This is a genomic window from Aliiroseovarius sp. CAU 1755, from assembly GCF_054482655.1.
The window spans coordinates 463,707-484,802 of sequence record NZ_JBTLRH010000003.1; the positions used below are offsets into that span (position 1 = coordinate 463,707).

20 protein-coding genes are annotated in these 21,096 nt (G+C 60.1%); 16 read left to right on the forward strand and 4 right to left on the reverse strand.

What is annotated here, in order from left to right:
• Nucleotides 1-82: 82 nt before the first annotated feature.
• Nucleotides 83-1,882, forward strand: a complete 1,800-nt coding sequence (locus ACXYMP_RS14140) for an aminopeptidase P family protein (RefSeq protein WP_458907090.1) — start codon at nt 83-85, stop codon at nt 1,880-1,882.
• Nucleotides 1,883-1,948: 66 nt separating this feature from the next.
• Nucleotides 1,949-2,290, forward strand: coding sequence for a DUF427 domain-containing protein (locus tag ACXYMP_RS14145; RefSeq protein ID WP_298566554.1), 342 nt, complete (start codon nt 1,949-1,951; stop codon nt 2,288-2,290).
• 4 nt (nt 2,291-2,294) lie between these two features.
• Here the strand turns inward: ACXYMP_RS14145 and ACXYMP_RS14150 are convergent, their stop codons facing one another.
• Nucleotides 2,295-3,434 (reverse strand): anhydro-N-acetylmuramic acid kinase, encoded by a 1,140-nt coding sequence (locus ACXYMP_RS14150; protein ID WP_458907359.1) that lies wholly within the window; start codon nt 3,432-3,434, stop codon nt 2,295-2,297.
• A gap of 79 nt (nt 3,435-3,513) precedes the next feature.
• Here ACXYMP_RS14150 and tyrS point away from each other — a divergent pair, with 79 nt between their 5' ends.
• The 4 genes from tyrS to trpE all read left to right on the forward strand — a co-directional run bounded on the left by tyrS (nt 3,514) and on the right by trpE (nt 9,553).
• Nucleotides 3,514-4,767 carry a tyrosine--tRNA ligase gene (gene tyrS / locus ACXYMP_RS14155; RefSeq protein WP_458907361.1) on the forward strand — a complete coding sequence of 418 codons (1,254 nt, stop codon included), beginning with the start codon at nt 3,514-3,516 and terminating at the stop codon, nt 4,765-4,767.
• A 119-nt stretch (nt 4,768-4,886) separates the two neighbouring features.
• Nucleotides 4,887-6,068, forward strand: coding sequence for an aminotransferase (locus ACXYMP_RS14160; protein ID WP_458907093.1), 1,182 nt, complete (start codon nt 4,887-4,889; stop codon nt 6,066-6,068).
• Between the two features lie 99 nt (nt 6,069-6,167).
• The gene (locus ACXYMP_RS14165; RefSeq protein WP_298566548.1) at nt 6,168-8,009 is read left to right on the forward strand and encodes a SurA N-terminal domain-containing protein; all 1,842 of its coding nucleotides are present in this window, start codon (nt 6,168-6,170) and stop codon (nt 8,007-8,009) included.
• A gap of 35 nt (nt 8,010-8,044) precedes the next feature.
• Nucleotides 8,045-9,553, forward strand: coding sequence for an anthranilate synthase component I (trpE, locus tag ACXYMP_RS14170; RefSeq protein WP_458907095.1), 1,509 nt, complete (start codon nt 8,045-8,047; stop codon nt 9,551-9,553).
• A gap of 67 nt (nt 9,554-9,620) precedes the next feature.
• On the opposite strand, the gene ACXYMP_RS14175 is transcribed toward trpE, so the two are convergent.
• The 3 genes from ACXYMP_RS14175 to ACXYMP_RS14185 form a co-directional block, all read right to left on the reverse strand.
• Nucleotides 9,621-10,595, reverse strand: a complete 975-nt coding sequence (locus ACXYMP_RS14175; protein ID WP_458907097.1) for a DUF3179 domain-containing protein — start codon at nt 10,593-10,595, stop codon at nt 9,621-9,623.
• A 97-nt stretch (nt 10,596-10,692) separates the two neighbouring features.
• Nucleotides 10,693-11,328, reverse strand: a complete 636-nt coding sequence (locus ACXYMP_RS14180) for a peptidylprolyl isomerase (protein WP_298566543.1) — start codon at nt 11,326-11,328, stop codon at nt 10,693-10,695.
• Complete coding sequence (locus tag ACXYMP_RS14185) at nt 11,321-11,821, reverse strand: peptidylprolyl isomerase (protein WP_298566541.1); 501 nt, start codon at nt 11,819-11,821, stop codon at nt 11,321-11,323. Before ACXYMP_RS14185 ends, ACXYMP_RS14180 begins: the two co-directional genes overlap by 8 nt.
• 162 nt (nt 11,822-11,983) lie before the next feature.
• Here ACXYMP_RS14185 and ACXYMP_RS14190 point away from each other — a divergent pair, with 162 nt between their 5' ends.
• From ACXYMP_RS14190 to ACXYMP_RS14235, 10 genes are all read left to right on the forward strand, one after another.
• Nucleotides 11,984-13,174, forward strand: a complete 1,191-nt coding sequence (locus ACXYMP_RS14190) for a phosphoglycerate kinase (RefSeq protein WP_458907100.1) — start codon at nt 11,984-11,986, stop codon at nt 13,172-13,174.
• Nucleotides 13,175-13,348: 174 nt separating this feature from the next.
• Nucleotides 13,349-13,474 carry a hypothetical protein gene (locus tag ACXYMP_RS14195; RefSeq protein WP_458907102.1) on the forward strand — a complete coding sequence of 42 codons (126 nt, stop codon included), beginning with the start codon at nt 13,349-13,351 and terminating at the stop codon, nt 13,472-13,474.
• Nucleotides 13,471-13,641: a hemin uptake protein HemP gene (gene hemP / locus ACXYMP_RS14200; RefSeq protein ID WP_458907104.1), complete on the forward strand. Its 171-nt coding sequence runs from the start codon at nt 13,471-13,473 to the stop codon at nt 13,639-13,641. The genes ACXYMP_RS14195 and hemP overlap by 4 nt, the downstream gene beginning before the upstream one ends.
• Nucleotides 13,642-13,883: 242 nt before the next feature.
• Nucleotides 13,884-14,759 (forward strand): fructose bisphosphate aldolase, encoded by an 876-nt coding sequence (locus ACXYMP_RS14205; RefSeq protein ID WP_458907106.1) that lies wholly within the window; start codon nt 13,884-13,886, stop codon nt 14,757-14,759.
• A gap of 198 nt (nt 14,760-14,957) precedes the next feature.
• Nucleotides 14,958-16,190, forward strand: a complete 1,233-nt coding sequence (locus ACXYMP_RS14210) for a Hint domain-containing protein (RefSeq protein ID WP_298566533.1) — start codon at nt 14,958-14,960, stop codon at nt 16,188-16,190.
• Between the two features lie 200 nt (nt 16,191-16,390).
• Nucleotides 16,391-16,693: an FtsB family cell division protein gene (locus ACXYMP_RS14215; RefSeq protein ID WP_298566531.1), complete on the forward strand. Its 303-nt coding sequence runs from the start codon at nt 16,391-16,393 to the stop codon at nt 16,691-16,693.
• Between the two features lie 170 nt (nt 16,694-16,863).
• Nucleotides 16,864-17,853, forward strand: coding sequence for a pyruvate dehydrogenase (acetyl-transferring) E1 component subunit alpha (gene pdhA / locus ACXYMP_RS14220; protein ID WP_298566529.1), 990 nt, complete (start codon nt 16,864-16,866; stop codon nt 17,851-17,853).
• 23 nt (nt 17,854-17,876) lie between these two features.
• Nucleotides 17,877-19,241: a pyruvate dehydrogenase complex E1 component subunit beta gene (locus tag ACXYMP_RS14225; RefSeq protein ID WP_298566527.1), complete on the forward strand. Its 1,365-nt coding sequence runs from the start codon at nt 17,877-17,879 to the stop codon at nt 19,239-19,241.
• Between the two features lie 12 nt (nt 19,242-19,253).
• Nucleotides 19,254-20,543, forward strand: a complete 1,290-nt coding sequence (locus ACXYMP_RS14230; RefSeq protein WP_458907109.1) for a pyruvate dehydrogenase complex dihydrolipoamide acetyltransferase — start codon at nt 19,254-19,256, stop codon at nt 20,541-20,543.
• A gap of 99 nt (nt 20,544-20,642) precedes the next feature.
• Nucleotides 20,643-20,978: a carboxymuconolactone decarboxylase family protein gene (locus ACXYMP_RS14235; RefSeq protein ID WP_298566523.1), complete on the forward strand. Its 336-nt coding sequence runs from the start codon at nt 20,643-20,645 to the stop codon at nt 20,976-20,978.
• Nucleotides 20,979-21,096 lie beyond the last annotated feature (118 nt).

Consider the following 21,096-nt stretch of genomic DNA (forward strand, 5'->3'; position numbering starts at 1 on the left):
CTGGCGTTTCACGGCATGGTGCGCGCGATTGCACCTGCGCGCCCGGCAAACCGTCCCCATCCTGACAAATCGGAGACCCTCCATGTTCCAGACCTTTGACAGCACCGCCGACCCATCGCGTGGCCCGGTCCGGTTGGACCGTTTGCGCCGCGCTCTGTCGATGAAGGGTCTGGACGGGTTCATCGTGCCCCGCGCCGACGCCCATCAAGGCGAATATGTCGCCGATTGTGACGCGCGTTTGGCGTGGCTGACAGGCTTCACCGGGTCGGCCGGGTTCTGTATCGCCTTGAAGGATCACGCGGGCATCTTCGTCGATGGACGTTATCGCACACAAGTGCGCGTGCAGGCTGACATGGATGCGTTCACCCCGGTTCACTGGCCCGAAACCCTGCCCGGACCTTGGTTGAAGGAAACGCTGGACGGGCAGTCGGCGAAGATCGGGTTTGACCCGTGGCTGCACACCAAAGGCGAGATTGAGACGCTTGAGAAGGCGCTTGAGGGCACCAAGCTCACGCTTATCGCGACCGACAATCTGGTGGATCAGATCTGGGAAGATCGCCCCCCTGCCCCCAATGGTAAGATCATCGAGCAACCCGTTGAATTTGCAGGGCAATCCAGCGCAGCGAAGCGGTCGGAACTGGCGGACGGCTTGATGGCCGACGGCCAAAAATCCTGCATCATCACGCTGTCTGACAGCATCGCATGGATGCTGAACATTCGCGGCGACGACCTACCGCGTATTCCTGTCGTGCAAGGCTTCGCGATCCTGTCTGACGATGGCTCGGTCGCGTTCTTCACCACCGAAGGTCGCACGGTCGAGGCCCAGCTTGACAAGGACGTGACGCTGCACCCGATCAAGGATTTCGCAAGCCACCTGAAAACGCTCGACGGACCGGTTCGGGTCGACAAGGCGACCGCGCCGCTTGCCGTTTCACAGGTTCTCGACAAGGCCGGTATCCAGATCGACTGGGCCGATGACCCCGCGATCCTGCCCAAGGCGCAGAAAAACCCGACCGAATTGAAGGGCGCGCGCGAGGCGCATCTGCGCGACGCCGCCGCCATGGTCGAGTTTTTGACCTGGTATGACGCTGCCGATAAAGCCGCCCTGAGCGAGATTGATCTGGTCACCCGGCTGGAGGAAACCCGCCGCGCGTCAAATGCTCTGTTGGATATCTCGTTTGAGACCATCGCAGGTGCTGGCCCCAACGGCGCGATCATGCATTACCGCGTGACCAATGACACAAACCGCACGCTCGCCCCCGGCAATCTGGTGGTGTTGGACAGCGGCGGGCAGTATCGCGACGGGACCACGGACATCACGCGCACCTTGCGGGTCGGTGATGTTGGAGACGAAGAAAAGCGCTGTTATACCCGTGTCTTGCAAGGCATGATTGCGTTGTCGCGCGTCTATTTCCCCAAAGGGCGGACAGGGCGCGATCTGGACCCGATCGCGCGCTATCCGCTGTTTGCCGCGCATCAGGATTTCAACCACGGCACCGGGCACGGCGTCGGCGCGTATCTGTCAGTGCATGAGGGACCGCAGCGGTTCAACGCGATCTCGGATGTCGAACTTCTGCCCGGCATGATTTTGTCGAACGAGCCCGGATATTACCGCGAAGGCGCGTTCGGCATTCGGCTTGAAAACCTTGTTGTCGTAGAAGAGGCCACCTGCCCGGTCGGTGGTGATGCGGACCGCAGCATGCTGTCGTTCGAGACTCTGACCTACGTGCCGGTCGACACCAGTCTGGTGATTGCGGACATGTTGTCGGGCGAAGAACGTGCTTGGCTGAATGACTACCACGCGACCTGCGTGGAAAAGCTGGCGCCGCGCCTCAGTGACGCTGCGTCGCACTGGCTGGCCACGGCATGTGCGCCAATTTAGCGCGCGCATTTTCTGATGGGTCTGATATGGTCCCGCAAGTTTTCACCGACAGACTGAGGCTACATCATGAGCGATCAAATCAAGATCCGCCCCGCCGAGGGCAAATGGACCATTCGCGCCGGCGGTGCCGTTCTGGGCGAAAGCCTGAACGCCTTGTCGGTGGTCGAAGGCGACAACCCCGCCGTGATCTATTTCCCCAAAGACGATGTGGCGATGGCCTTTCTTGACAAGAGCGAGACGGTGACGACCTGCCCTTACCGCGGCGAAGCGCGCCATTACTCGATCCAGACGAAATCGACCGTGATCGAAGATGCGGGCTGGATTTTCGATGCCCCGGTCGAAGATCTGTCGGCCTTGAAAGACCACATCGCATTCTATGCCGATAAGGCGACGGTTGAATGCACCTGAACGCTTAGTCGTACGCGCCTGTCGAAATCACACCGCCCCCGACAGCCGCGGCGACACCTGTTGTCGTCGGTGACGAGGTTGGCAGGCCGCGCGCAACACGCACCGCCAGATAGCCAAAAGCCTGCGCCTCTAGCATATCGCCATTCAGTCCCGTGTCGTCGATATCCTCAACGGGCACCGACAGACGGTTGCGAAGCTCGGCCATGATCGCGCCGTTGTGGCGCCCGCCCCCGGTGACCAGAACACGCGACGGTGGGGTCGGGCAATGCTCTAACCCGCGCGCGACTGCCGCGGCGGCACATGCGGCCAAGGTGCGCGCGGCGTCAGCGTTGGACAGCTGTGCCACACGGCGCGCCAGCTCTGCAAACTGATCGCGGTCCAGCGATTTCGGCGGCATCCGGTGGAAATAGGCATGGTCCAGAAACGCCTCGACCTGGGGTTCGTCTGCGGCACCTGACAGCGCAAGCGCGCCCCTTTCGTCCTGCGCGCAGCCCAGCCGCGCCTGCATCAGGTCATTGATCGGCGCGTTTGCAGGACCGGTGTCAAAGGCAAGGCAGGCGTTGGCGGCCTCGGGTGCGTCCACGCGCGGGTCGACCCATGTCAGGTTCCCCACACCGCCCAGATTAAGGAACGCCAAGGGCGCGTCGGCCTTGATGAACCGGGCGCAGGCGTGGTGAAAGAAAGGCGCAAGCGGAGCGCCTTCGCCGCCCAGTTCAACATCCGAGCTGCGGAAATCCCAAACCACGGGAAGGCCCAGCACCTCGGCCAGCACCTGCCCGTCTCCTGCCTGATGGGTTCGGCCGCCGCGTGGGTCATGTGCGAACGTCTGCCCGTGAAACCCCAAAAACGCTGGAGCGGGGTCGCCGCGCATGAGCCGGGCTGCAAGGGTTGCGTGGGTCGTCTCGACAATCTCGGCGGCGGGTTCGACCTCGGGGTCGCCGGACCAATGGCCCAAGGCGCGCGACAGGACCTGCCGTTGCACGTCGGAATAGGGAATGAACCCGTGCGGCCCAAAGGCGTGGATCGCATGACCATCGGTTTGCACCAACGCGCCATCAACCCCGTCCAGTGACGTGCCCGACATCATGCCAAGCGCCCAAATTGGCGCGCGGCCCAACTGTTCCTTCAACGCAACGTTCGACATGGTCCGCAACACGCCCTTTTCCTTTGTCCGCCCCCCGTCTATACGGAAAGCCACAATTCACAGGATGGACCGAAAAACGATGACCTACCACCCGAAATCCGACTTCATGCGTGTGATGATCGAGCGCGGCTTTCTGGCCGACTGCACGGATTATCAGGCGTTGGATGACGCGTTGGTTGCGGGGGTAGTGCCCGCTTATATCGGGTATGACGCGACGGCTCAGTCGCTGCATGTGGGGCATCTGATGAACATCATGGTGCTGCGCTGGCTGCAAAACTGCGGCCACAAGCCGATCACCCTGATGGGCGGTGGCACCACCAAGGTGGGTGATCCGTCTTTCCGATCAGACGAACGCCCCCTTTTGGGGCCGGAACAGATCGACGCCAATATCGCGGCGATGCAGCAGGTGTTCGAAAAATTCCTGCGCTACGGCGACGGCGAGTCCGATGCGATCATGCTTAATAACGCCGAGTGGCTGGACGAGCTGAATTACCTCGATTTCCTGCGAGATATCGGGCGGCATTTCTCGGTCAACCGGATGCTCAGTTTTGAAAGCGTGAAGTCGCGGCTGGACCGGGAACAGAGCCTGAGCTTTCTCGAATTCAACTACATGATCCTGCAAGCCTATGATTTTCTTGAGCTGAACCGCCGTTATGGCTGTCTTCTGCAGATGGGCGGCTCGGACCAGTGGGGCAACATCGTGAACGGGATCGACCTTACGCGCCGGGTGCTGGATCAAGAGATCTACGGCATGACGACGCCACTGTTGACCACGTCGGACGGGCGCAAGATGGGCAAATCGCAAGGCGGCGCGGTCTGGCTGAATGGCGACATGCTCAGCCCCTATGAGTTCTGGCAATTCTGGCGCAACACGACCGACGCAGACACCGGGAAGTTTCTGAAAATCTTCACCGAGCTACCGGTCGAGGAATGCGACCGACTGGGCGCGCTGGAAGGGTCCGAGATCAACGCCGCAAAGATCATTCTGGCCAATGAAGTGACGACCCTGCTGCATGGGGCCGCCGCTGCCAAAGCCGCCGAAGACACCGCCCGCGAGGTGTTTGAGAAGGGGGGCATGGGCGATGACCTGCCCACCGTCGCGTTGACCGCAACCGAGCTTGGCGACGGAATATCGATCATTCAGTTGTTCGTGAAAACCGGCTTGGCCAAATCTGGGAAAGACGCAAAGCGATTGATTGCCGAGAATGGCGCCAAGGTGAACGACACCGCGCTGGCAGATGCCGGGCGCATGGTGTCAGCCGATGATCTGGGGCAACCGATGAAACTGTCCGCGGGAAAGAAGCGCCATGCGCTGGTGGTTTTGCAGGGCTGACCCCGTCAGACATGGTTCAGGAAAAGGCGCCCGCTCGTGGCGCCTTTTTCATTCCCGGCACAGATTGCGACCGATGACGCCGATTGCTACCCTTTTCATATCCAACCTATGAGGCCGCCATGTTCCCGCTCAACCCCAACCTTCACGCCACGGTCCCGCCACCGGTGATGGAGGCACGGCGCTGGATCGCAGGGAAAAGCTTTTCCCCAGAGCGGCCCCTGATCAACGTCAGCCAAGCCGCGCCGGTCGATCCCCCGCCCGACGCGATGCGCCACGCCATGGCCGAGGCGGTGCTGCGCCAGCCGGAAACGCATCTTTATGGCCCCGTGTTGGGTCTGCCCGCCCTGCGCTCGGAACTGGCGTCCAACATCACCCGGCGCTACGCCGGGGCGGTCACAGCAGACAACATCGCCATCACATCGGGCTGCAATCAGGCCTTTTGCGCCGCAATCGCCACTTTGGCGGCACCGGGGGATGAGGTCATCCTTCCAACGCCATGGTATTTCAACCATAAAATGTGGCTTGATATGTGCGGCGTCAACGCGGTCGCGCTGCCGACGGGGGTCGATCTATTGCCCGACCCGGAGGCTGCCAAAGCACTGATCACACCGCGCACGCGAGCAATTACATTGGTCACTCCGAACAATCCCGCAGGCGTCGAATACCCGCCCAATCTGATCGCGGCCTTCCGTGATCTGGCACGCGCCCATAAGATCGCGCTGATCATCGACGAGACCTATCGCGATTTCCATTCAAGCGCCGCGCCACCTCATTCACTGTTCGACGATCCGGACTGGGACGACACGGTGATCCATCTTTACAGCTTCTCCAAGTCTTACCGCCTGACCGGGCACCGGGTCGGCGCACTTGTCACGTCGCCCGCGCGTCTGGCGCAGGTCGAGAAGTTTTTGGACACGGTCACGATTTGCCCCGCCCAACTGGGCCAACACGCCGCCCTATGGGGTTTGCGCAATCTGGACCAATGGCTGGCAGGGGAACGTGTCGAGGTTCTGACCCGCGCGGCGGCCCTGCGCGCGGGTTTTGTCCCCTTGGCGGCCAATGGCTGGCATCTGCGCGGCTGCGGGGCCTATTTCGCCTATCTCGAACACCCGTTCGACATGCCATCGGACAGGCTTGCGCAAACCCTGGTCGACCAATGCGCCATCCTTGCCCTGCCCGGCACGATGTTCACGCCCTCAGGGGACGCGACCGGCGCACGCCAGTTGCGCGTTGCCTTCGCCAATATCGACACCGACACAATTGCGACCGTGTTGGGTCGGCTGACGACCTTCACCCCCTGACAGCCGCTCGCCTTTCAATGGACGATGCGAAGACATATTGGCATTCCGGCCGGGCTCACCTAAAACCCTTTGGAACAGTTGGAAAAAAGGAAGACGCGCATGGCAACCGGCAAGACCTCTCGCACATTGGGGTGGATTTTGATGGGTCTGGTGATGGTCGGGCTGGTGGGCTTCGGCTCGACCAATTTTGGCGGCTCTGTCGGGTCCATTGCAACCGTCGGGGATACCGAGGTTGACGCAAGCCGCTATGCGCGCGAATTGCAATCTGAAATGAATGCGTTTCAGGCCGAAACCGGCACGCGTGTGACGATGGAAATGGCGCGCAATTTTGGCTTGGATCAACAGGTGCTGTCGCGCGTGATCGCGACTGCCGCTCTGGAAGACGAGAGCCGTCGGCTGGGCATTTCGGTTGGCGACAAGAACCTGCGCGACCGGATCGTCGACATCCCTGCGTTTCAAGGTGTCGATGGAAAGTTTGACCGCGAAGGCTACACTTTCGCGCTGGAACAATCTGGCCTGACCGCCTCGGAGTTCGAGAAAAGCCTGCGTGACGAGGTGAGCCGCCAAATCCTGCAGGCTGCCGTGGCCAATGGCATTGCGACCCAACCGGTCTTTGTGGACACGCTTTATGCCTATGCCCGCGAAGCCCGCGATTTCACATGGGCGGCGATGGGAACAGATCGCCTGAGCACCCCGGTCCCTGCGCCTTCAGAGGCGGATCTGACGGGGTATTACGAGGCGCATCCTGCCGACTTCACTCTGCCCGAAACAAAAGTGATCACCTATGCGTGGCTCAACCCCGAAGACGTGATCCCGTCGATCAATGTCGACGACGCCCAGATCCGTGCGCTGTATGACGAACGCGCCTCGGAATATCAGGTGCCAGAGCGGCGTATGGTGGAACGTCTTGTATTTGCAAGTGAAACCGAGGCCCAAGCCGCTGCGGACGCCATTGCGGCCGGCGAAAAGAGCTTTGAAGACCTGGTTGCGGCGCGCGACCTGCAACTGTCTGACATCGACCTTGGCGATTTGTCCCAATCCGAACTGGGAGCCGCGGGCGCGCCCGTGTTTGCGCTGACCGAACCCGGTGTCACCGGCCCGCATGACAGCGACATTGGCCCTGCCCTTTACCGGATGAATGCCATTCTCGCGGCTCGCGAAACCAGTTTTGAAGATGTCCGCGACGACCTGCATGGTGAACTGGCCGCAGATGCCGCCCGCCGCCAAATCAGCGACATGGTGGCCGAGCTTGATGACCAGATGGCCGGCGGCGCAACCTTGGAAGAGATCGCCCAAAGTCACAATATGCGGCTGGATACGATCAACTGGACAGCAGGCGACAGCGACGGCATCGCCGCCTATGACGCCTTTCGCGACGCCGCACAGGCCGTCACCGTCGACGATTTCCCAGAAATCACTCTGATGACCGACGGCGGTGTCTTTGCGCTGCGGCTGGACGAGCTTCAGGAACCGCGCCTGCAAGACCAGACTGAAGTGTCTGACGCAGTGACCGCCGGGTGGACCGCAGAAAAGCGCATGAGCCTTCTGGCAGATCAGGCCCGCGCCCTGATACCCAAGCTGGAAGGGGGCGAAAGCCTATCTTCGCTGGGCTTGACCGAGGTCGTGGAGCAGGATCAGGAACGCGAGGCCTTCATCGAAGGCACCCCGCCGACCTTCATGACCGAGGTCTTCAGCATGGACGTCGGTGAATGGCGCGTTATCGAAAGCGCTGACACTGTGATCTTGGTGCGCTTGGATGCCATACAGCCTGCCGATCAGGACAGCGAGGAAGCGACCTCCGTCAAGGCCAATTTCGCCGCCGGCACCGCGCAGGAAATCGCGCTGGATGTCGAAGCCGCCTTCTCACGTGCCATTCAGACCCGCGCGGGGATCGAACTGAACCGCGCCGTTATCAACGCTGTGAACGCGCAGTTCCAGTAACCCGCAGCCACGCGACCGACCGGAAAGGACACCCAATGGCTCTGACACCCTCGTTCGAGGATTTCGAAGCCGGTTGGAATGCCGGAAAGAACCAGGTGGTCTATACCCGTCTGGCGGCCGATCTGGACACGCCGGTCAGCCTGATGCTGAAGCTGACCGAAGCACGGCGCGACAGCTTCATGCTGGAAAGCGTCACGGGCGGTGAAGTGCGCGGGCGCTATTCGATCGTCGGCATGAAACCTGACCTGATCTGGGATTGCCGGGGCGATCACGCGCGGATCAACCGACAGGCACGATTTGATGCCGACGCGTTTGAAGACATGCCCGGCCATCCGCTTGATGCATTGCGCGCAGTGCTGGCGGAAAGCCGCATCGACCTGCCCGCTGACCTGCCTGCCGCGTCTGCCGGATTGTTCGGCTATCTGGGCTATGACATGATCCGGCTGGTCGAATACCTTCCCGATGTGAACCCTGACCCTCTGGGTCTGCCCGATGCAATGATGATGCGCCCCTCAGTGGTGGCCGTGCTGGACGGGGTAAAAGGCGATGTCACACTGGTGTCGCCGGCCTTTGTGGACAGCGGTCTGTCGGCCAAGGCGGCCTATGCGCAGGCTGCCGAACGGGTGATGGATGCCTTGCGTGACCTGGACCGGGCGGCCCCCGGCGAGACCCGCGATCTGGGCGAAGCGTGCGAACTTGGCCCGTTGGTTTCAAATTTCAAGAAACCTGACTATCTGGCGGCGGTCGAAAAGGCCAAGGACTACATCCGCGCCGGGGATATTTTTCAGGTGGTGCCCAGCCAGCGCTGGACGCAGAACTTTCCCCTGCCCCCGTTTGCGCTTTATCGCAGTCTGCGCCGCACAAACCCATCGCCGTTCATGTTCTATTTCAACTTCGGCGGCTTTCAGGTCGTGGGTGCCTCGCCCGAGATCCTAGTGCGCGTCTTTGACCGCGAAGTGACGATCCGCCCGATCGCCGGCACCCGCCCGCGCGGGGCTACGCCCGAAGAAGACAAGGCCTATGAGGCCGATTTGATGGCTGACCAGAAAGAGCTGGCAGAACACCTGATGCTTTTGGATCTGGGACGCAACGACGTGGGACGGGTGGCCAAGATCGGCACCGTGCGCCCGACCGAGGAATTCATCGTCGAGCGCTACAGCCATGTGATGCACATCGTCTCGAACGTTGTGGGGGAATTGAGCGATGATCAGGACGCCCTCTCTGCCTTTTTTGCGGGGATGCCAGCGGGCACGGTTTCGGGTGCGCCGAAAGTTCGCGCGATGGAGATCATCGACGAACTGGAGCCGGAAAAACGCGGCGTTTATGGCGGCGGCGTTGGGTATTTCAGTGCAGGCGGCGATATGGACATGTGTATCGCCCTGCGCACGGCCGTCGTGAAAGATGAAAAGCTGTATATTCAGGCAGGTGGCGGCGTTGTCTATGACAGCGACCCGCAGGCGGAATATGAAGAAACGGTGAACAAATCCAAGGCGATCCGGCGCGCGGCAGAGGATGCCGCGATGTTTACGCGCCGGGGCAACTAGCGGCTTTTCCACCCGGCCAGCGACCTTTACTTCCGGTTACTTCTGGCGCGCCCATGGGCGTTGCAGCCTAGCTGCCCAGCATCCAAGTGCCGTCTGGCCAAAAGGCATGAAACGCGAAGGCAAACAGCACATCATGCGCCACGTTTTGCCCGTTTGCGTCATGCACCCGGATCGTGCCCACGTCACGCCCCTTCGAGATGCGCGTCGTGTCCAAAGCCGAAGCCTGTCCCGCGGTCCAGCTGATCACCACCCCGGCTTCGCTGATCTTGCCCTCTTTCGACAGGCGCGCGACGGGCCACGCCCGGTCGCCTACACGCACCACGCGCGCCAGTGCAGGAACGCCATGCGGCGGGTTTTCTCCTGTGAAGAACGGGTATGGTCGGTCACGACTGTCATACCCAGCATAGGGGTTTTGACCGTAGGGCCGGCCTGTGCCGGGTTGCTCCATGACCTGCCCATCTGGGTTACGGCGGGCGAATTCGGCCCAGCTTTCCATCCAGGCGGGCAGCTGATCGAGCTGGGTGCCACTGTAGGTGCCAACGATCCCTTCACCGATTGCTTGTTGCCACCAGCTTTCCGTTTCGCGGTCATACATGACCATATCGGAGTTTCTGAGCTTGCCCGTCACGCCGAAGGAAAGCGTTTTCCCCGCGACCCTGCGGTCAAACACCATGCCTGAATTGCATAGCGGACAGAAGGTCACGGCCACCGGTGTGTCACCGACCTGATCATTGACGATCTCGTGCCATGTCAGATACCGCAGGGGATAGGCGCGCGGCACTTCGCCCGACATCTCAAGCGTGATGACCGGTTCGCGCGGTGCCAGCCTTGCTTCGTCCATCACCGGAAGGAACGCGGGGTCTGACAATGCGGGGATGCCATCGCGGCCGGGACCACCGGACAGGATTTCGGCCCAGTTCTCAACCGTGGTTTGGGCGAAGTCGGTCTTTGGAAACTCGTTTTGCCAAAAGCGCGGCTCGGCGCGCAAATCCTGCGCCCATAGCCCTGTTGCGATGGCCAGCAAGGTCAGGATGATACGCATGGGGCCTCTCCTTTCAGCCGTGTCAGAGATATTCTGACAGAGAAAGAAGAGGCCCCATAGCCCCCCTCACGGGGGTTTGAGCAAACGTGCGCGCGCTTTAGTCCAGAACGCGCACCGATGTCATCACGTCCGGCGTGCCGATCACAGCGCCATTGGGTCCTTCGCCACGTTTGATCGCCTGAACCACATCGAAGCCGTCTGTCACATGCCCGACAACGGTGTATTGACCGTTCAGGTTGGGACTGGGGGCGAACATGATGAAGAACTGGCTGTTGGCCGAGTTTGGATTTTGCGAGCGCGCCATACCGACAACGCCTGCAACAAACGGTTCCTGCGAGAACTCGGCTGGCAGGTCCGGATAGCTCGATCCACCCATGCCCGCGCGGCCACCATTGCCGTCAGCCTTGCCAAATTCCACGTCGCCCGTTTGCGCCATGAAGCCTTCGATCACGCGGTGAAACACCACGTTGTCATACGCGCCATCCTTGGCAAGCTGCACAATACGCTCCGCATGTTGCGGGGCCAGATCAGGGCGCAACGTGATGACGATGCGGCCTTCCGCCTCGCCTGCGACGCTGATTTCGATCTTCGGTGCGTCACCAAGCGCCACTGTGTCCACCTCGGGCGGTGTCGAGGGCAAGAACGTATAGATCGCATACCCGACGACAATTGCCACACCGGCCAGAAAGGCGGCCAGAAAGGTCCTCTTTTCACGGCGTGTGCGTTCAGTCATCAGCAGCCACCTTGACCGAGATCATCACATCAGGCTCCGCTGGCGGCTCGCCACGGGTGATGGCGTCGACATGCTCCATCCCCGACGTCACACGCCCATAAACGGTGTATTGGCCGTTGAGGAAATGGTTGTCCTTGAAGTTGATGAAAAACTGGCTGTTGGCCGAATTTGGATCCGCCGAACGTGCCGCCCCCAAAGTGCCACGGTCATGCGGCAGCTTTGAAAATTCGGCCGGAAGGTTCGGCAGCGACGACCCACCCGTGCCCGCGTGGCGCAGGGTCATCGGGTCTTTGCCGTTGGCCACGTCGCCGGTCTGCGCCATGAATCCATCAATCACGCGGTGAAAGACAACGCCATCATAGTCGCCCGCGCGCGCCAGTTCTTTCATCCGCTCGCTGTGTTTGGGGGCCACATCGGGCAGCAGTTCGATCACCACTGTGCCGCCTTTAAGCTCCATCAGGATGGTGTTTTCGGGATCTTTGTAATCGGCCATTTGGGCCTCCTGTTTGTCTATCGGTGACTTGGGTCAATTGCCCGCCAACTTATGCGCGCTTTGGGCAAGATGAAAGAGGTCACAGGCGCATTTTCGCCCCCAAACCCGTTGACCCCGGCCCCCTTTTAATGTGCAACTGCCCCGTAGCAGATGGAGAGACAGATGGCCTGGAAAACACTTGATGATATGGATCTAGACGGCATGGTTGTGCTGACGCGCGTGGATATCAACGTGCCGGTCGAAAATGGCCAAGTGACGGATGACACCCGCATTCAGCGCATTCTGCCCACCATCCGCGACATTTTGGACGCCGGCGGAAAGCCGGTTCTGCTTGCGCATTTTGGCCGCCCCAAAGGGCAGCGTGTGCCGGACATGTCGCTGTCCGTCGTGCGCCCGGCACTGGAAGCCGCGTTGGGATGCCCGGTAAAATTCGCCGAGGATTGCATCGGCGGACCCGCCAAGAAAGCGGTTGCCGGATTGGAAAAAGGCGATGTGCTGCTGCTGGAAAACACCCGGTTTCACGAAGGTGAAACGAAGAACGATGGCGGGTTCGCGGCCTCGTTGGCGGCGTTAGGCAATGTTTACTGTAATGACGCGTTTTCGGCCGCCCACCGTGCCCATGCGTCCACGGCTGGGCTGGCGCATTTGTTGCCCGCCTGTGCAGGTCGTTTGATGCAAGCCGAACTGTCTGCTCTGGAAGCCGCCCTTGGCGACCCTGAACGCCCGGTTGTGGCGGTTGTTGGCGGGGCAAAGGTCTCGACCAAGCTCGACCTGTTGGGCAATCTGGTCAAACGGGTTGATCATTTGGTGATCGGCGGCGGTATGGCCAACACGTTTCTTGCCGCCCGGGGCATCGAAATCGGCACGTCGCTGGCAGAACACGATATGGCCGATACAGCCCGCGAAATTCTTGAAAAAGCCGACGCGGCAGGGTGCGAAATCATCCTGCCCAGCGATGTGGTCGTGGCGCGCGAATTCGCGGCGGGCGCTGCGCATGAAACCGTTGCGGTCGATGCCTGCCCTACAGACGCCATGATCCTTGATGCTGGTCCCGAAACCGTGGCGCGCATCACCGCGGTTTTCGAGACCGCCCGGACGCTGATCTGGAACGGTCCCTTGGGCGCGTTCGAAATTGAACCCTTCGACGCAGCCACAAACGCCGCCGCGAAGGCTGCGGCAGAGCTGTCTGCCGCGGGCAGGCTGACATCGGTTGCCGGTGGTGGTGACACGGTGGCCGCCCTGAACAAAGCAGATGCCGCGAAAGACTTCACATATATTTCGACGGCGGGCGGGGCTTTCCTTGAATGGATGGAAGGGAAGGAATTGCCGGGGGTTGCGGCCCTGGGCGACTGACCGACCACTCATCGAACCAATGGAACCCGTGCCCTGAAAAGGCGCGGGTTTTTTTTGGGCAGTATCGGGTTGACAGTTACCTGAGTGTTTTAGTAGGAAATAAACGTCAGCCAGTCGCAATCGCGATCAGCCGGAGACCTCAGGGCAACCGCCCTTCCGTGCAGGAGCGCGACAATGACCGATCCGACCAAGGGTTCTTTTCTGGCCCGAACCGATTTGACACTCTCCCTCCCCATCCTGTCTGGCCTGCGATCTCTGGCCACATGGATCGAGGCGTGCCTTGAAGGAGACCACACATGACCGCCCCTCTGACCAGCTCGGCCTTTGACGGTGCCAGCAAGACCACCCCGCCACAGCACGACGCGCTGGCGTTGACCGGATCGGGCCGCAAAGCCCAAATTGTGCTCAATGACATGGTCTACACACTGACCATCACGCGGGCCGGCAAGCTGATCTTGACGAAATAGCAAGACGGCGCAGCGCGTTTCAGCCCACGGTCCAACCATCCGTTGCGCGCCCACCAAAGCACCGGAAGCAAGACCCGGAGCAATCGACCCCGCGGCCCCCAATTTCGCCCGCGGGTGTGATCGGGGGCACATTTCAATCTGCGGCGTTAGCGCCAGCAGAATTGCAAGGGTTGGCACACTCCCTTAGAACAGTGGAAATTCACCCAGATCAAAACGGGACCGACATGCCAAACCAAGCACAAATGGAACAAATCAAAGCCGGCCAAGGCTTCATTGCAGCCCTTGACCAGTCGGGCGGTTCGACCCCGAAGGCCCTGCGCCTGTATGGCATCGAAGAAGATACCTATTCGGGCGACGCGGAAATGTATGACCTGATCCACGCCATGCGGTCACGCATCGCGCAGGCCCCTGCATTTACGGGCGAGAAAGTCATCGGCGCCATCTTGTTTGAAATGACCATGGACCGGACAATCGCTGGCAAACCGACGGCGACCTTCATGTGGGAAGATCGCGGTGTGGTGCCTTTCTTGAAGGTCGACAAGGGGCTGGAAGCAGAAGTGAATGGTGCCCAGATGATGAAACCGATGCCCGATCTGGATGCGCTCTGTGACCGCGCCGTGAAGGCCGGCATTTTTGGCACCAAGATGCGATCCGTCATCAACGCGGCCAATGCCGATGGCATCAAAGCCAACGTGGCGCAACAGTTTGAAGTCGCAAAACAGATCATCGCCCATGGCTTGGTGCCGATCATCGAGCCTGAGATCAACATCTCGATCCCTGACAAGGCGGCCGCGGAAGACTTGCTTCTGGCCGAGTTGAAAGCGCATCTGGACGCGCTTGCGGAGGATCAGACGGTGATGCTGAAGCTGACACTGCCCGAGACACCGAACCACTATAAGGCGCTGGTGGATCACCCACGCGTCGCCTCTGTCGTGGCGTTGTCGGGTGGCTATTCCCGCGCTGAAGCAAACGCGCGTCTGGCGAAAAACGCCGGTGTCATCGCAAGCTTCTCGCGCGCTTTGACAGAAGGCTTGTCCGCGCAGCAATCGGACGACGAATTCAACGCCACCATCGCCGACACGATCGACAGCATCTATCAAGCCTCAATCGCGGGCTAATCTGGCAAACACCTAAAAAGCGCCCGTAGCCTTCGCTGCGGGCGCTTTTGTTTTGCCTGCCCTGTTCAGCTGATCGCAGCGCGGCGTCACTGCCCTGTGCAGGTGCCTCGCGTCGGTTGAATTTTACCTTTCCCGTAAAACCCTGCATAATCATGAGACGTCGAGTACCAGTTCGCAACTCAATGAAAGGCCGATTGTATGGCCAGCACACTTCTGGGCGGCATCTCGATCAACGAAGTTCTTGTTGATCCCAATGGCGCCAACAATTTCGACACGGATGGCAGCGGTCGCGCCCGTGGCGGAGACGAATTCATTGAGCTGATCAACACCTCCAATGCCGCAATTGATATATCCGGATTGGAACTGTGGGATCAGGGCCGGGACAATTGGTTTACCTTCCCGCCCGGCACAGTCTTGCAACCTGGCGCTGTCGCGGTGGTCGTTCGCAACGTCCAGAACGGTGGCAGCCTGCCCAGTGTGTCCGGCGACAACCTTGCCTTCGACGCAGACTACGGCAGCGGGGTCTTCAACAATAACGGCGACAACATTGTCGTCTACGACCCCAACAATGATGAATACATTCAGGCGACCTATAACGGTGACACGGCAGACGACCCCGTCAACGGGTCTGGCTATTCAGGGTTCTCCAGCACCGCCACCCAATCGGGCGTTACCGAGGATTTCGGCAACGATCAGGACGGGTTTTCAATCCAGCGCACATCGGCGGGGTTCAACAATGGGCTAACGCCAACCCCCGGCACGGACATCGTTTGCTTCGCCTCGGGCACGGTGTTGCAAACCCCGCAGGGCTTCACCCCTATCGAACACTTGCGCACAGGCGATCTTGTGAACACGCTGGATCACGGGTGGCAGCCTATTCGCTGGATATTTGCCCGGCGTGTCACGCTGGCAGACTTGCGCGCCGACGAACGGCTTCACCCGATTGCCATCAGCACCCGGTTTCTGGGCTTGGCCGACCCGACCCCGCCGCTGCGCGTGTCTCGTCAGCACCGGATCATGATCTGCGGGGCCATTGCACAACGCATGTTCGGCGTGCCACAAATTTTGTCCGCCGCCAAAGATCTGCTTGGATCGGACGGCATTGAGGTCGAAGTCCCCAAGGCAGAGTTTTACTATTTCCACATCCTGCTGGACGACCATCAAATCCTGAATGCAAACGGCATCGCCGCCGAAAGCTTGTATCTTGGACCCGAGGCACTGACGGCGATGACACCAGGCGCGCGCGAGGAGTTGCGCATCCTTTGGCCCAGCACGGCAATCGCGCCTGTGGCCGTGCCCCAAACGCCATCCCGCCAACTGCACCACGGCGCGCGCGTCAGAACATTGGTCAAACGGCACATCAAGAACAACAGAGTTATCCCATCCGCCTTCGCCGGCAAGCAGGCGCACCCCCTTCAGCGCAGTCCTTGACCAAAGCGGCGACGGGTCGCGACGATACTGCGGCATTCCCGCGTCATACGACCCAGATCGCGAACACCCGGCGAAGCTTCGCCTTTTTCTGGCAATCGATTCGTTTTGGGGATTCACAAGGCGAATCGCCTATGACATAGTGTCCTTGCACCGTTCACCAAGAAACGGGCAAGAGGCAGTACAATACAGACAGGAAGCCTATGGGCGCACCTCGTGCACAAACTGGTTTTGGTGGAATAATCTACTTCGTCGTGATCGTTGGTCTCGGCCTGTATTTCACGTTTGCCAGTGTGCAGGGCGACTATGGTCTGTTCCGTCGTGTGCAGATCGAGGCTGAGACGCAAGCGCTCTTGAAAGAACGTGATGCGCTCTCGGCCGAGATTGCGGCGATGTCAAACCTGACCCATCGTCTGTCTGATGACTATCTGGATCTTGACCTGCTCGACACGCAGGCCCGAGAGGTTCTGGGCATGGCCCGCGCCGACGAAGTCATCCTGCGCTGATCCCCCTTCGCAACTCATCTTGGCAAGCCACGGGGCTTGCGCAATTTGCAATGCAGCTTTCGCTTGGGCGCATCAAGTTTTCATCGACCTGAAACGACAAAAACTGTATAAGCTAGTTTAACACTAAACTACCCCCGGAACACCAGCTGACGCCAAGAGGAGGACGCCATATGGCCACCCGGAAAAGCAACAAGAAATCAAACACATCCAAAGAAGAATTGCTCGAATTCTACAAAGAGATGTTGCTTATTCGACGATTCGAAGAGAAGTCCGGCCAGCTCTATGGCATGGGGCTGATCGGTGGCTTCTGCCACCTCTACATCGGACAGGAAGCTGTCGTGGTTGGACTGGAAGCCGCCGCGCAGGACGGTGACAAGCGAATAACGTCTTATCGCGATCACGGTCACATGCTGGCCTGCGGGATGGACCCGAAGGGCGTCATGGCCGAACTGACGGGCCGTGAAGGTGGGTATTCCAAAGGCAAAGGCGGCTCGATGCACATGTTCTCGAAAGAGAAGCATTTTTACGGCGGCCACGGCATTGTTGGCGCGCAGGTGCCAATTGGCACCGGGCTGGCCTTCGCCGACAAATACCGCGAAAACAGCAACGTAACCTTCACCTATTTCGGGGATGGCGCAGCCAACCAAGGTCAAGTCTACGAAAGCTTCAACATGGCCTCACTGTGGCAGTTGCCCGTGATTTATGTGGTTGAAAACAACCAATATGCCATGGGCACTTCGATGCAGAGATCAAGCTCAACACCCGATATCTACAAACGCGGCGAGGCATTTGGCATCCCCGGCGAAGCGGTAGACGGCATGGACGTGCTGGCGGTGAAGGAAGCCGGTTTGCGCGCCACCGAACACTGCCGGGCCGGAAAGGGACCGTATATCCTTGAGATGAAGACCTATCGCTATCGCGGCCATTCGATGTCGGACCCGGCAAAGTATCGGACCCGCGAAGAGGTCCAGAAGGTGCGCGAAGAACGCGACGCGATCGAGCATGTCCGCGAACTGCTTTTGCAAGGCAAACACAGCTCCGAAGATGACCTGAAGGCCATCGACAAAGAGATCAAGGCAATCGTGAACGACGCCGCCGAATTCTCAAAAACCAGCCCCGAGCCCGCGCTTGAAGAGCTGTGGACCGATATCTACGCCTGATCCCGGACAGAGGAGACCACAAAATGGCTACTGAAGTATTGATGCCCGCCCTGTCCCCCACAATGGAAGAAGGGACTTTGGCGAAATGGCTTGTGAAAGAAGGCGACCAGGTTGCATCCGGCGACATCCTGGCCGAGATCGAAACCGACAAGGCAACGATGGAGTTCGAGGCCGTCGACGAAGGCACCATCGGCAAGATCCTTGTGGCAGAAGGCACGGAAGGCGTGAAAGTGAACACGCCCATCGCGATAATGATCGAAGAGGGCGAAAGCGCCGATGACATCGAAACGTCAGCCCCGGCATCTGACGCCCCTGCCCCTGCGCAAGCAGAGGCACCCGCCCGCGCCGCAGCACACCCCGTCACGCCCGTGATCCCAGCCGAAGCGGACATACCCGCCGGCACGGAAATGCGCTCAACGACCGTGCGCGAGGCCCTGCGCGACGCGATGGCCGAAGAAATGCGCCAAGACGACACGGTGTTCCTGATCGGCGAAGAGGTCGCAGAATATCAGGGCGCCTATAAGGTCAGTCAGGGCATGCTGGATGAATTTGGCGCCAAGCGGGTGATCGACACACCGATCACCGAACACGGCTTCACCGGTCTTGCCGCCGGCGCGGCCATGGCTGGCCTGAAACCGATTGTCGAGTTCATGACTTTTAACTTCGCCATGCAGGCGATTGACCACATCATCAACACAGCCGCCAAGACGCGCTATATGTCGGGCGGCCAGATGTCCTGTCCCATCGTCTTTCGTGGCGCGAACGGTGCCGCCGCCCGTGTCGCCGCGCAACACAGCCAGGACTATGCGGCGTGGTATGCACAAATCCCGGGCCTGCATGTGGCAATGCCCTATTCGGCATCAGATGCAAAAGGGTTGCTGAAATCGGCTATTCGCGACCAGAACCCTGTCGTTTTCCTTGAGAACGAGCTTCTCTACGGGCAGGCCTTCGATGTGCCCGTGCTTGACGACTATACCGTCCCCTTCGGCAAGGCACGCATCTGGCGCGAGGGGGATGATGTGACCATCGTCAGCTTCGGCATCGGTATGAAATATGCGCTTGAGGCCGCGGACGCGCTGGCAAAGGACGGCATTTCGGCCGAGGTCATCGACCTGCGCAGCTTGCGCCCGCTTGACAGCCAGACCGTGATCCAATCGGTCATGAAGACCAACCGCTGCATCACGGTCGAAGAAGGTTGGCCCGTCGCGTCAATCGGCAACCATATCTCGGCGGTTTTGATGCAAGAAGCCTTTGATTATCTGGACGCACCGGTGATCAACCTGACGGGCAAAGACGTCCCCATGCCCTATGCCGCCAACCTTGAAAAGCTTGCGCTCGTGACAACGAAAGAGGTCATCGACGCCGCCAAAGCTGTGACCTATCGGTAAGGAGACACTGACATGGCAACCGAAATACTGATGCCCGCCCTGTCCCCGACGATGGAGGAAGGCACGCTGGCCAAATGGCTGGTCAAGGAAGGCGACGAGGTCGCGTCGGGCGATCTTCTGGCCGAAATCGAAACCGACAAGGCCACAATGGAGTTCGAAGCGGTCGATGAAGGGATCATCGGCAAGATCCTTGTGGCTGAAGGCACCGAGGGTGTGAAAGTGAACACCGCCATCGCGATCATCGTCGAGGACGGCGAAGAGGTCGGCGACGTGGCCGCCAGCGCACCCGCAGCGCCTGCTGCTGCCGAAGCCGAGGCCGCTCCCAAAGCGGTTGAGGCAGCGGCACCTGCCAGCGCCGCCCCTGCCCCGCAAGCCGCTGACGGCACACGTATTTTCGCCTCGCCTCTGGCGCGCCGGATCGCGGCGGATAAAGGTTTGGACCTTGCGCAGATCAAAGGCTCTGGCCCCAAGGGTCGGATTGTCAAAGCCGATGTGGAAGGCGCGACGGCAACCGCACCTAAAGCAGCACCTGCCGCCGCCGGTGCACCTGTTGTGGCGGCGCCTGCGCCTTCGGTCTCGTCCGACGCCATTGCTGCGATGTATGAGGGTCGGGCGTATGAAGAGGTCAAGCTGGACGGGATGCGCAAAATCATCGCCGCCCGTCTGACAGAGGCCAAACAGACCATCCCGCATTTCTATCTGCGCCGCGACATCCAACTGGATGCGCTGCTGGCCTTCCGGGGCCAGTTGAACAAGCAGCTTGAGGCACGCGGCGTGAAGCTGTCGGTGAATGATTTCATCATCAAGGCCTGCGCGATTGCGCTGCAACAGGTGCCCGACGCAAACGCCGTTTGGGCCGGTGATCGGGTTTTGAAGATGAAAGCCTCGGACGTGGCGGTTGCCGTCGCGATCGAAGGTGGTTTGTTCACACCGGTTCTGCAAGACGCAGAAATGCGGTCCTTGTCCAGCCTGTCGGCCCAAATGAAAGACCTGGCCACCCGCGCGCGTGACCGCAAGCTTGCGCCGCACGAGTATCAGGGCGGCAGCTTCGCCATTTCAAACCTTGGGATGTTCGGCATCGACAATTTCGACGCCGTGATCAACCCGCCGCATGGTGCGATCCTCGCGGTTGGCGCCGGTGTGAAAAAGCCCGTGGTCAACGCAGAGGGCGCGTTGGGTGTGGCAACGGTCATGTCGGTTACCCTGAGTGTTGATCACCGGGTCATTGACGGTGCACTGGGCGCAGAGCTGCTGACCGCGATCAAGGACAACCTTGAAAACCCGATGTCGATGCTGGCGTAACGTCACATTCGAAATGTGCAATCTATTGACATGGCTCAAGGCGGGCATTTCTGTCTTGAGCCATTTGCTTTTCCAACAACATAACTTTCGGAGAACACAATGGATTTCAAAGCCCTACTTGACGACACAAGCGCCAACACCGACAGCTTTCGCGCTGTTCAGCCCGAAGCTGCCAAAGGGTTCGTGACGATGCATCGCGCGGCGATGGGTGATGGAGTCCTGTCGACCAAGCAAAAAGAGCTTCAGTGCATCGCCATTGGCATCGCCAAACAGTGCAATGACTGCATCGGGTTTCACGTGCGGGCGGCGATCAAAGCAGGTGCCACACGCGAGGAAGTTGCGGAAACCGTGTCGGTGGCGATCATGATGGGTGGCGGCCCCGGCTATATGTATGGGTCGCGTGCGCTTCAGGCTTTCGACCAACTGTCCCAATAAACTGTCCACCAGACAAAACAAAAGGGCGGCGCAATCGCGTCGCCCTTCGTCATCTTGCGGGTGTATCACCCGGCTTTGGCGTGTCGGTTACCCGGCAACGGCGACAAGGAAAAGGGCT

Coding starts and splice junctions, on each gene's coding strand:
- ACXYMP_RS14150 (WP_458907359.1), bottom strand. CDS start 3,434: ATGTCGAACGTTGCGTTGAAGGAACAGTTGGGCCGCGCGCCAATTTGG.
- ACXYMP_RS14140 (WP_458907090.1), top strand. CDS start 83: ATGTTCCAGACCTTTGACAGCACCGCCGACCCATCGCGTGGCCCGGTC.
- ACXYMP_RS14205 (WP_458907106.1), top strand. CDS start 13,884: ATGGAACAAATCAAAGCCGGCCAAGGCTTCATTGCAGCCCTTGACCAG.
- ACXYMP_RS14190 (WP_458907100.1), top strand. CDS start 11,984: ATGGCCTGGAAAACACTTGATGATATGGATCTAGACGGCATGGTTGTG.
- tyrS (WP_458907361.1), top strand. CDS start 3,514: ATGACCTACCACCCGAAATCCGACTTCATGCGTGTGATGATCGAGCGC.
- ACXYMP_RS14175 (WP_458907097.1), bottom strand. CDS start 10,595: ATGCGTATCATCCTGACCTTGCTGGCCATCGCAACAGGGCTATGGGCG.
- ACXYMP_RS14195 (WP_458907102.1), top strand. CDS start 13,349: ATGACCGATCCGACCAAGGGTTCTTTTCTGGCCCGAACCGATTTGACA.
- ACXYMP_RS14185 (WP_298566541.1), bottom strand. CDS start 11,821: ATGGCCGATTACAAAGATCCCGAAAACACCATCCTGATGGAGCTTAAA.
- pdhA (WP_298566529.1), top strand. CDS start 16,864: ATGGCCACCCGGAAAAGCAACAAGAAATCAAACACATCCAAAGAAGAA.
- ACXYMP_RS14215 (WP_298566531.1), top strand. CDS start 16,391: ATGGGCGCACCTCGTGCACAAACTGGTTTTGGTGGAATAATCTACTTC.
- ACXYMP_RS14160 (WP_458907093.1), top strand. CDS start 4,887: ATGTTCCCGCTCAACCCCAACCTTCACGCCACGGTCCCGCCACCGGTG.
- ACXYMP_RS14230 (WP_458907109.1), top strand. CDS start 19,254: ATGGCAACCGAAATACTGATGCCCGCCCTGTCCCCGACGATGGAGGAA.
- trpE (WP_458907095.1), top strand. CDS start 8,045: ATGGCTCTGACACCCTCGTTCGAGGATTTCGAAGCCGGTTGGAATGCC.
- ACXYMP_RS14165 (WP_298566548.1), top strand. CDS start 6,168: ATGGCAACCGGCAAGACCTCTCGCACATTGGGGTGGATTTTGATGGGT.
- ACXYMP_RS14210 (WP_298566533.1), top strand. CDS start 14,958: ATGGCCAGCACACTTCTGGGCGGCATCTCGATCAACGAAGTTCTTGTT.
- ACXYMP_RS14225 (WP_298566527.1), top strand. CDS start 17,877: ATGGCTACTGAAGTATTGATGCCCGCCCTGTCCCCCACAATGGAAGAA.
- hemP (WP_458907104.1), top strand. CDS start 13,471: ATGACCGCCCCTCTGACCAGCTCGGCCTTTGACGGTGCCAGCAAGACC.
- ACXYMP_RS14180 (WP_298566543.1), bottom strand. CDS start 11,328: ATGACTGAACGCACACGCCGTGAAAAGAGGACCTTTCTGGCCGCCTTT.
- ACXYMP_RS14235 (WP_298566523.1), top strand. CDS start 20,643: ATGGATTTCAAAGCCCTACTTGACGACACAAGCGCCAACACCGACAGC.
- ACXYMP_RS14145 (WP_298566554.1), top strand. CDS start 1,949: ATGAGCGATCAAATCAAGATCCGCCCCGCCGAGGGCAAATGGACCATT.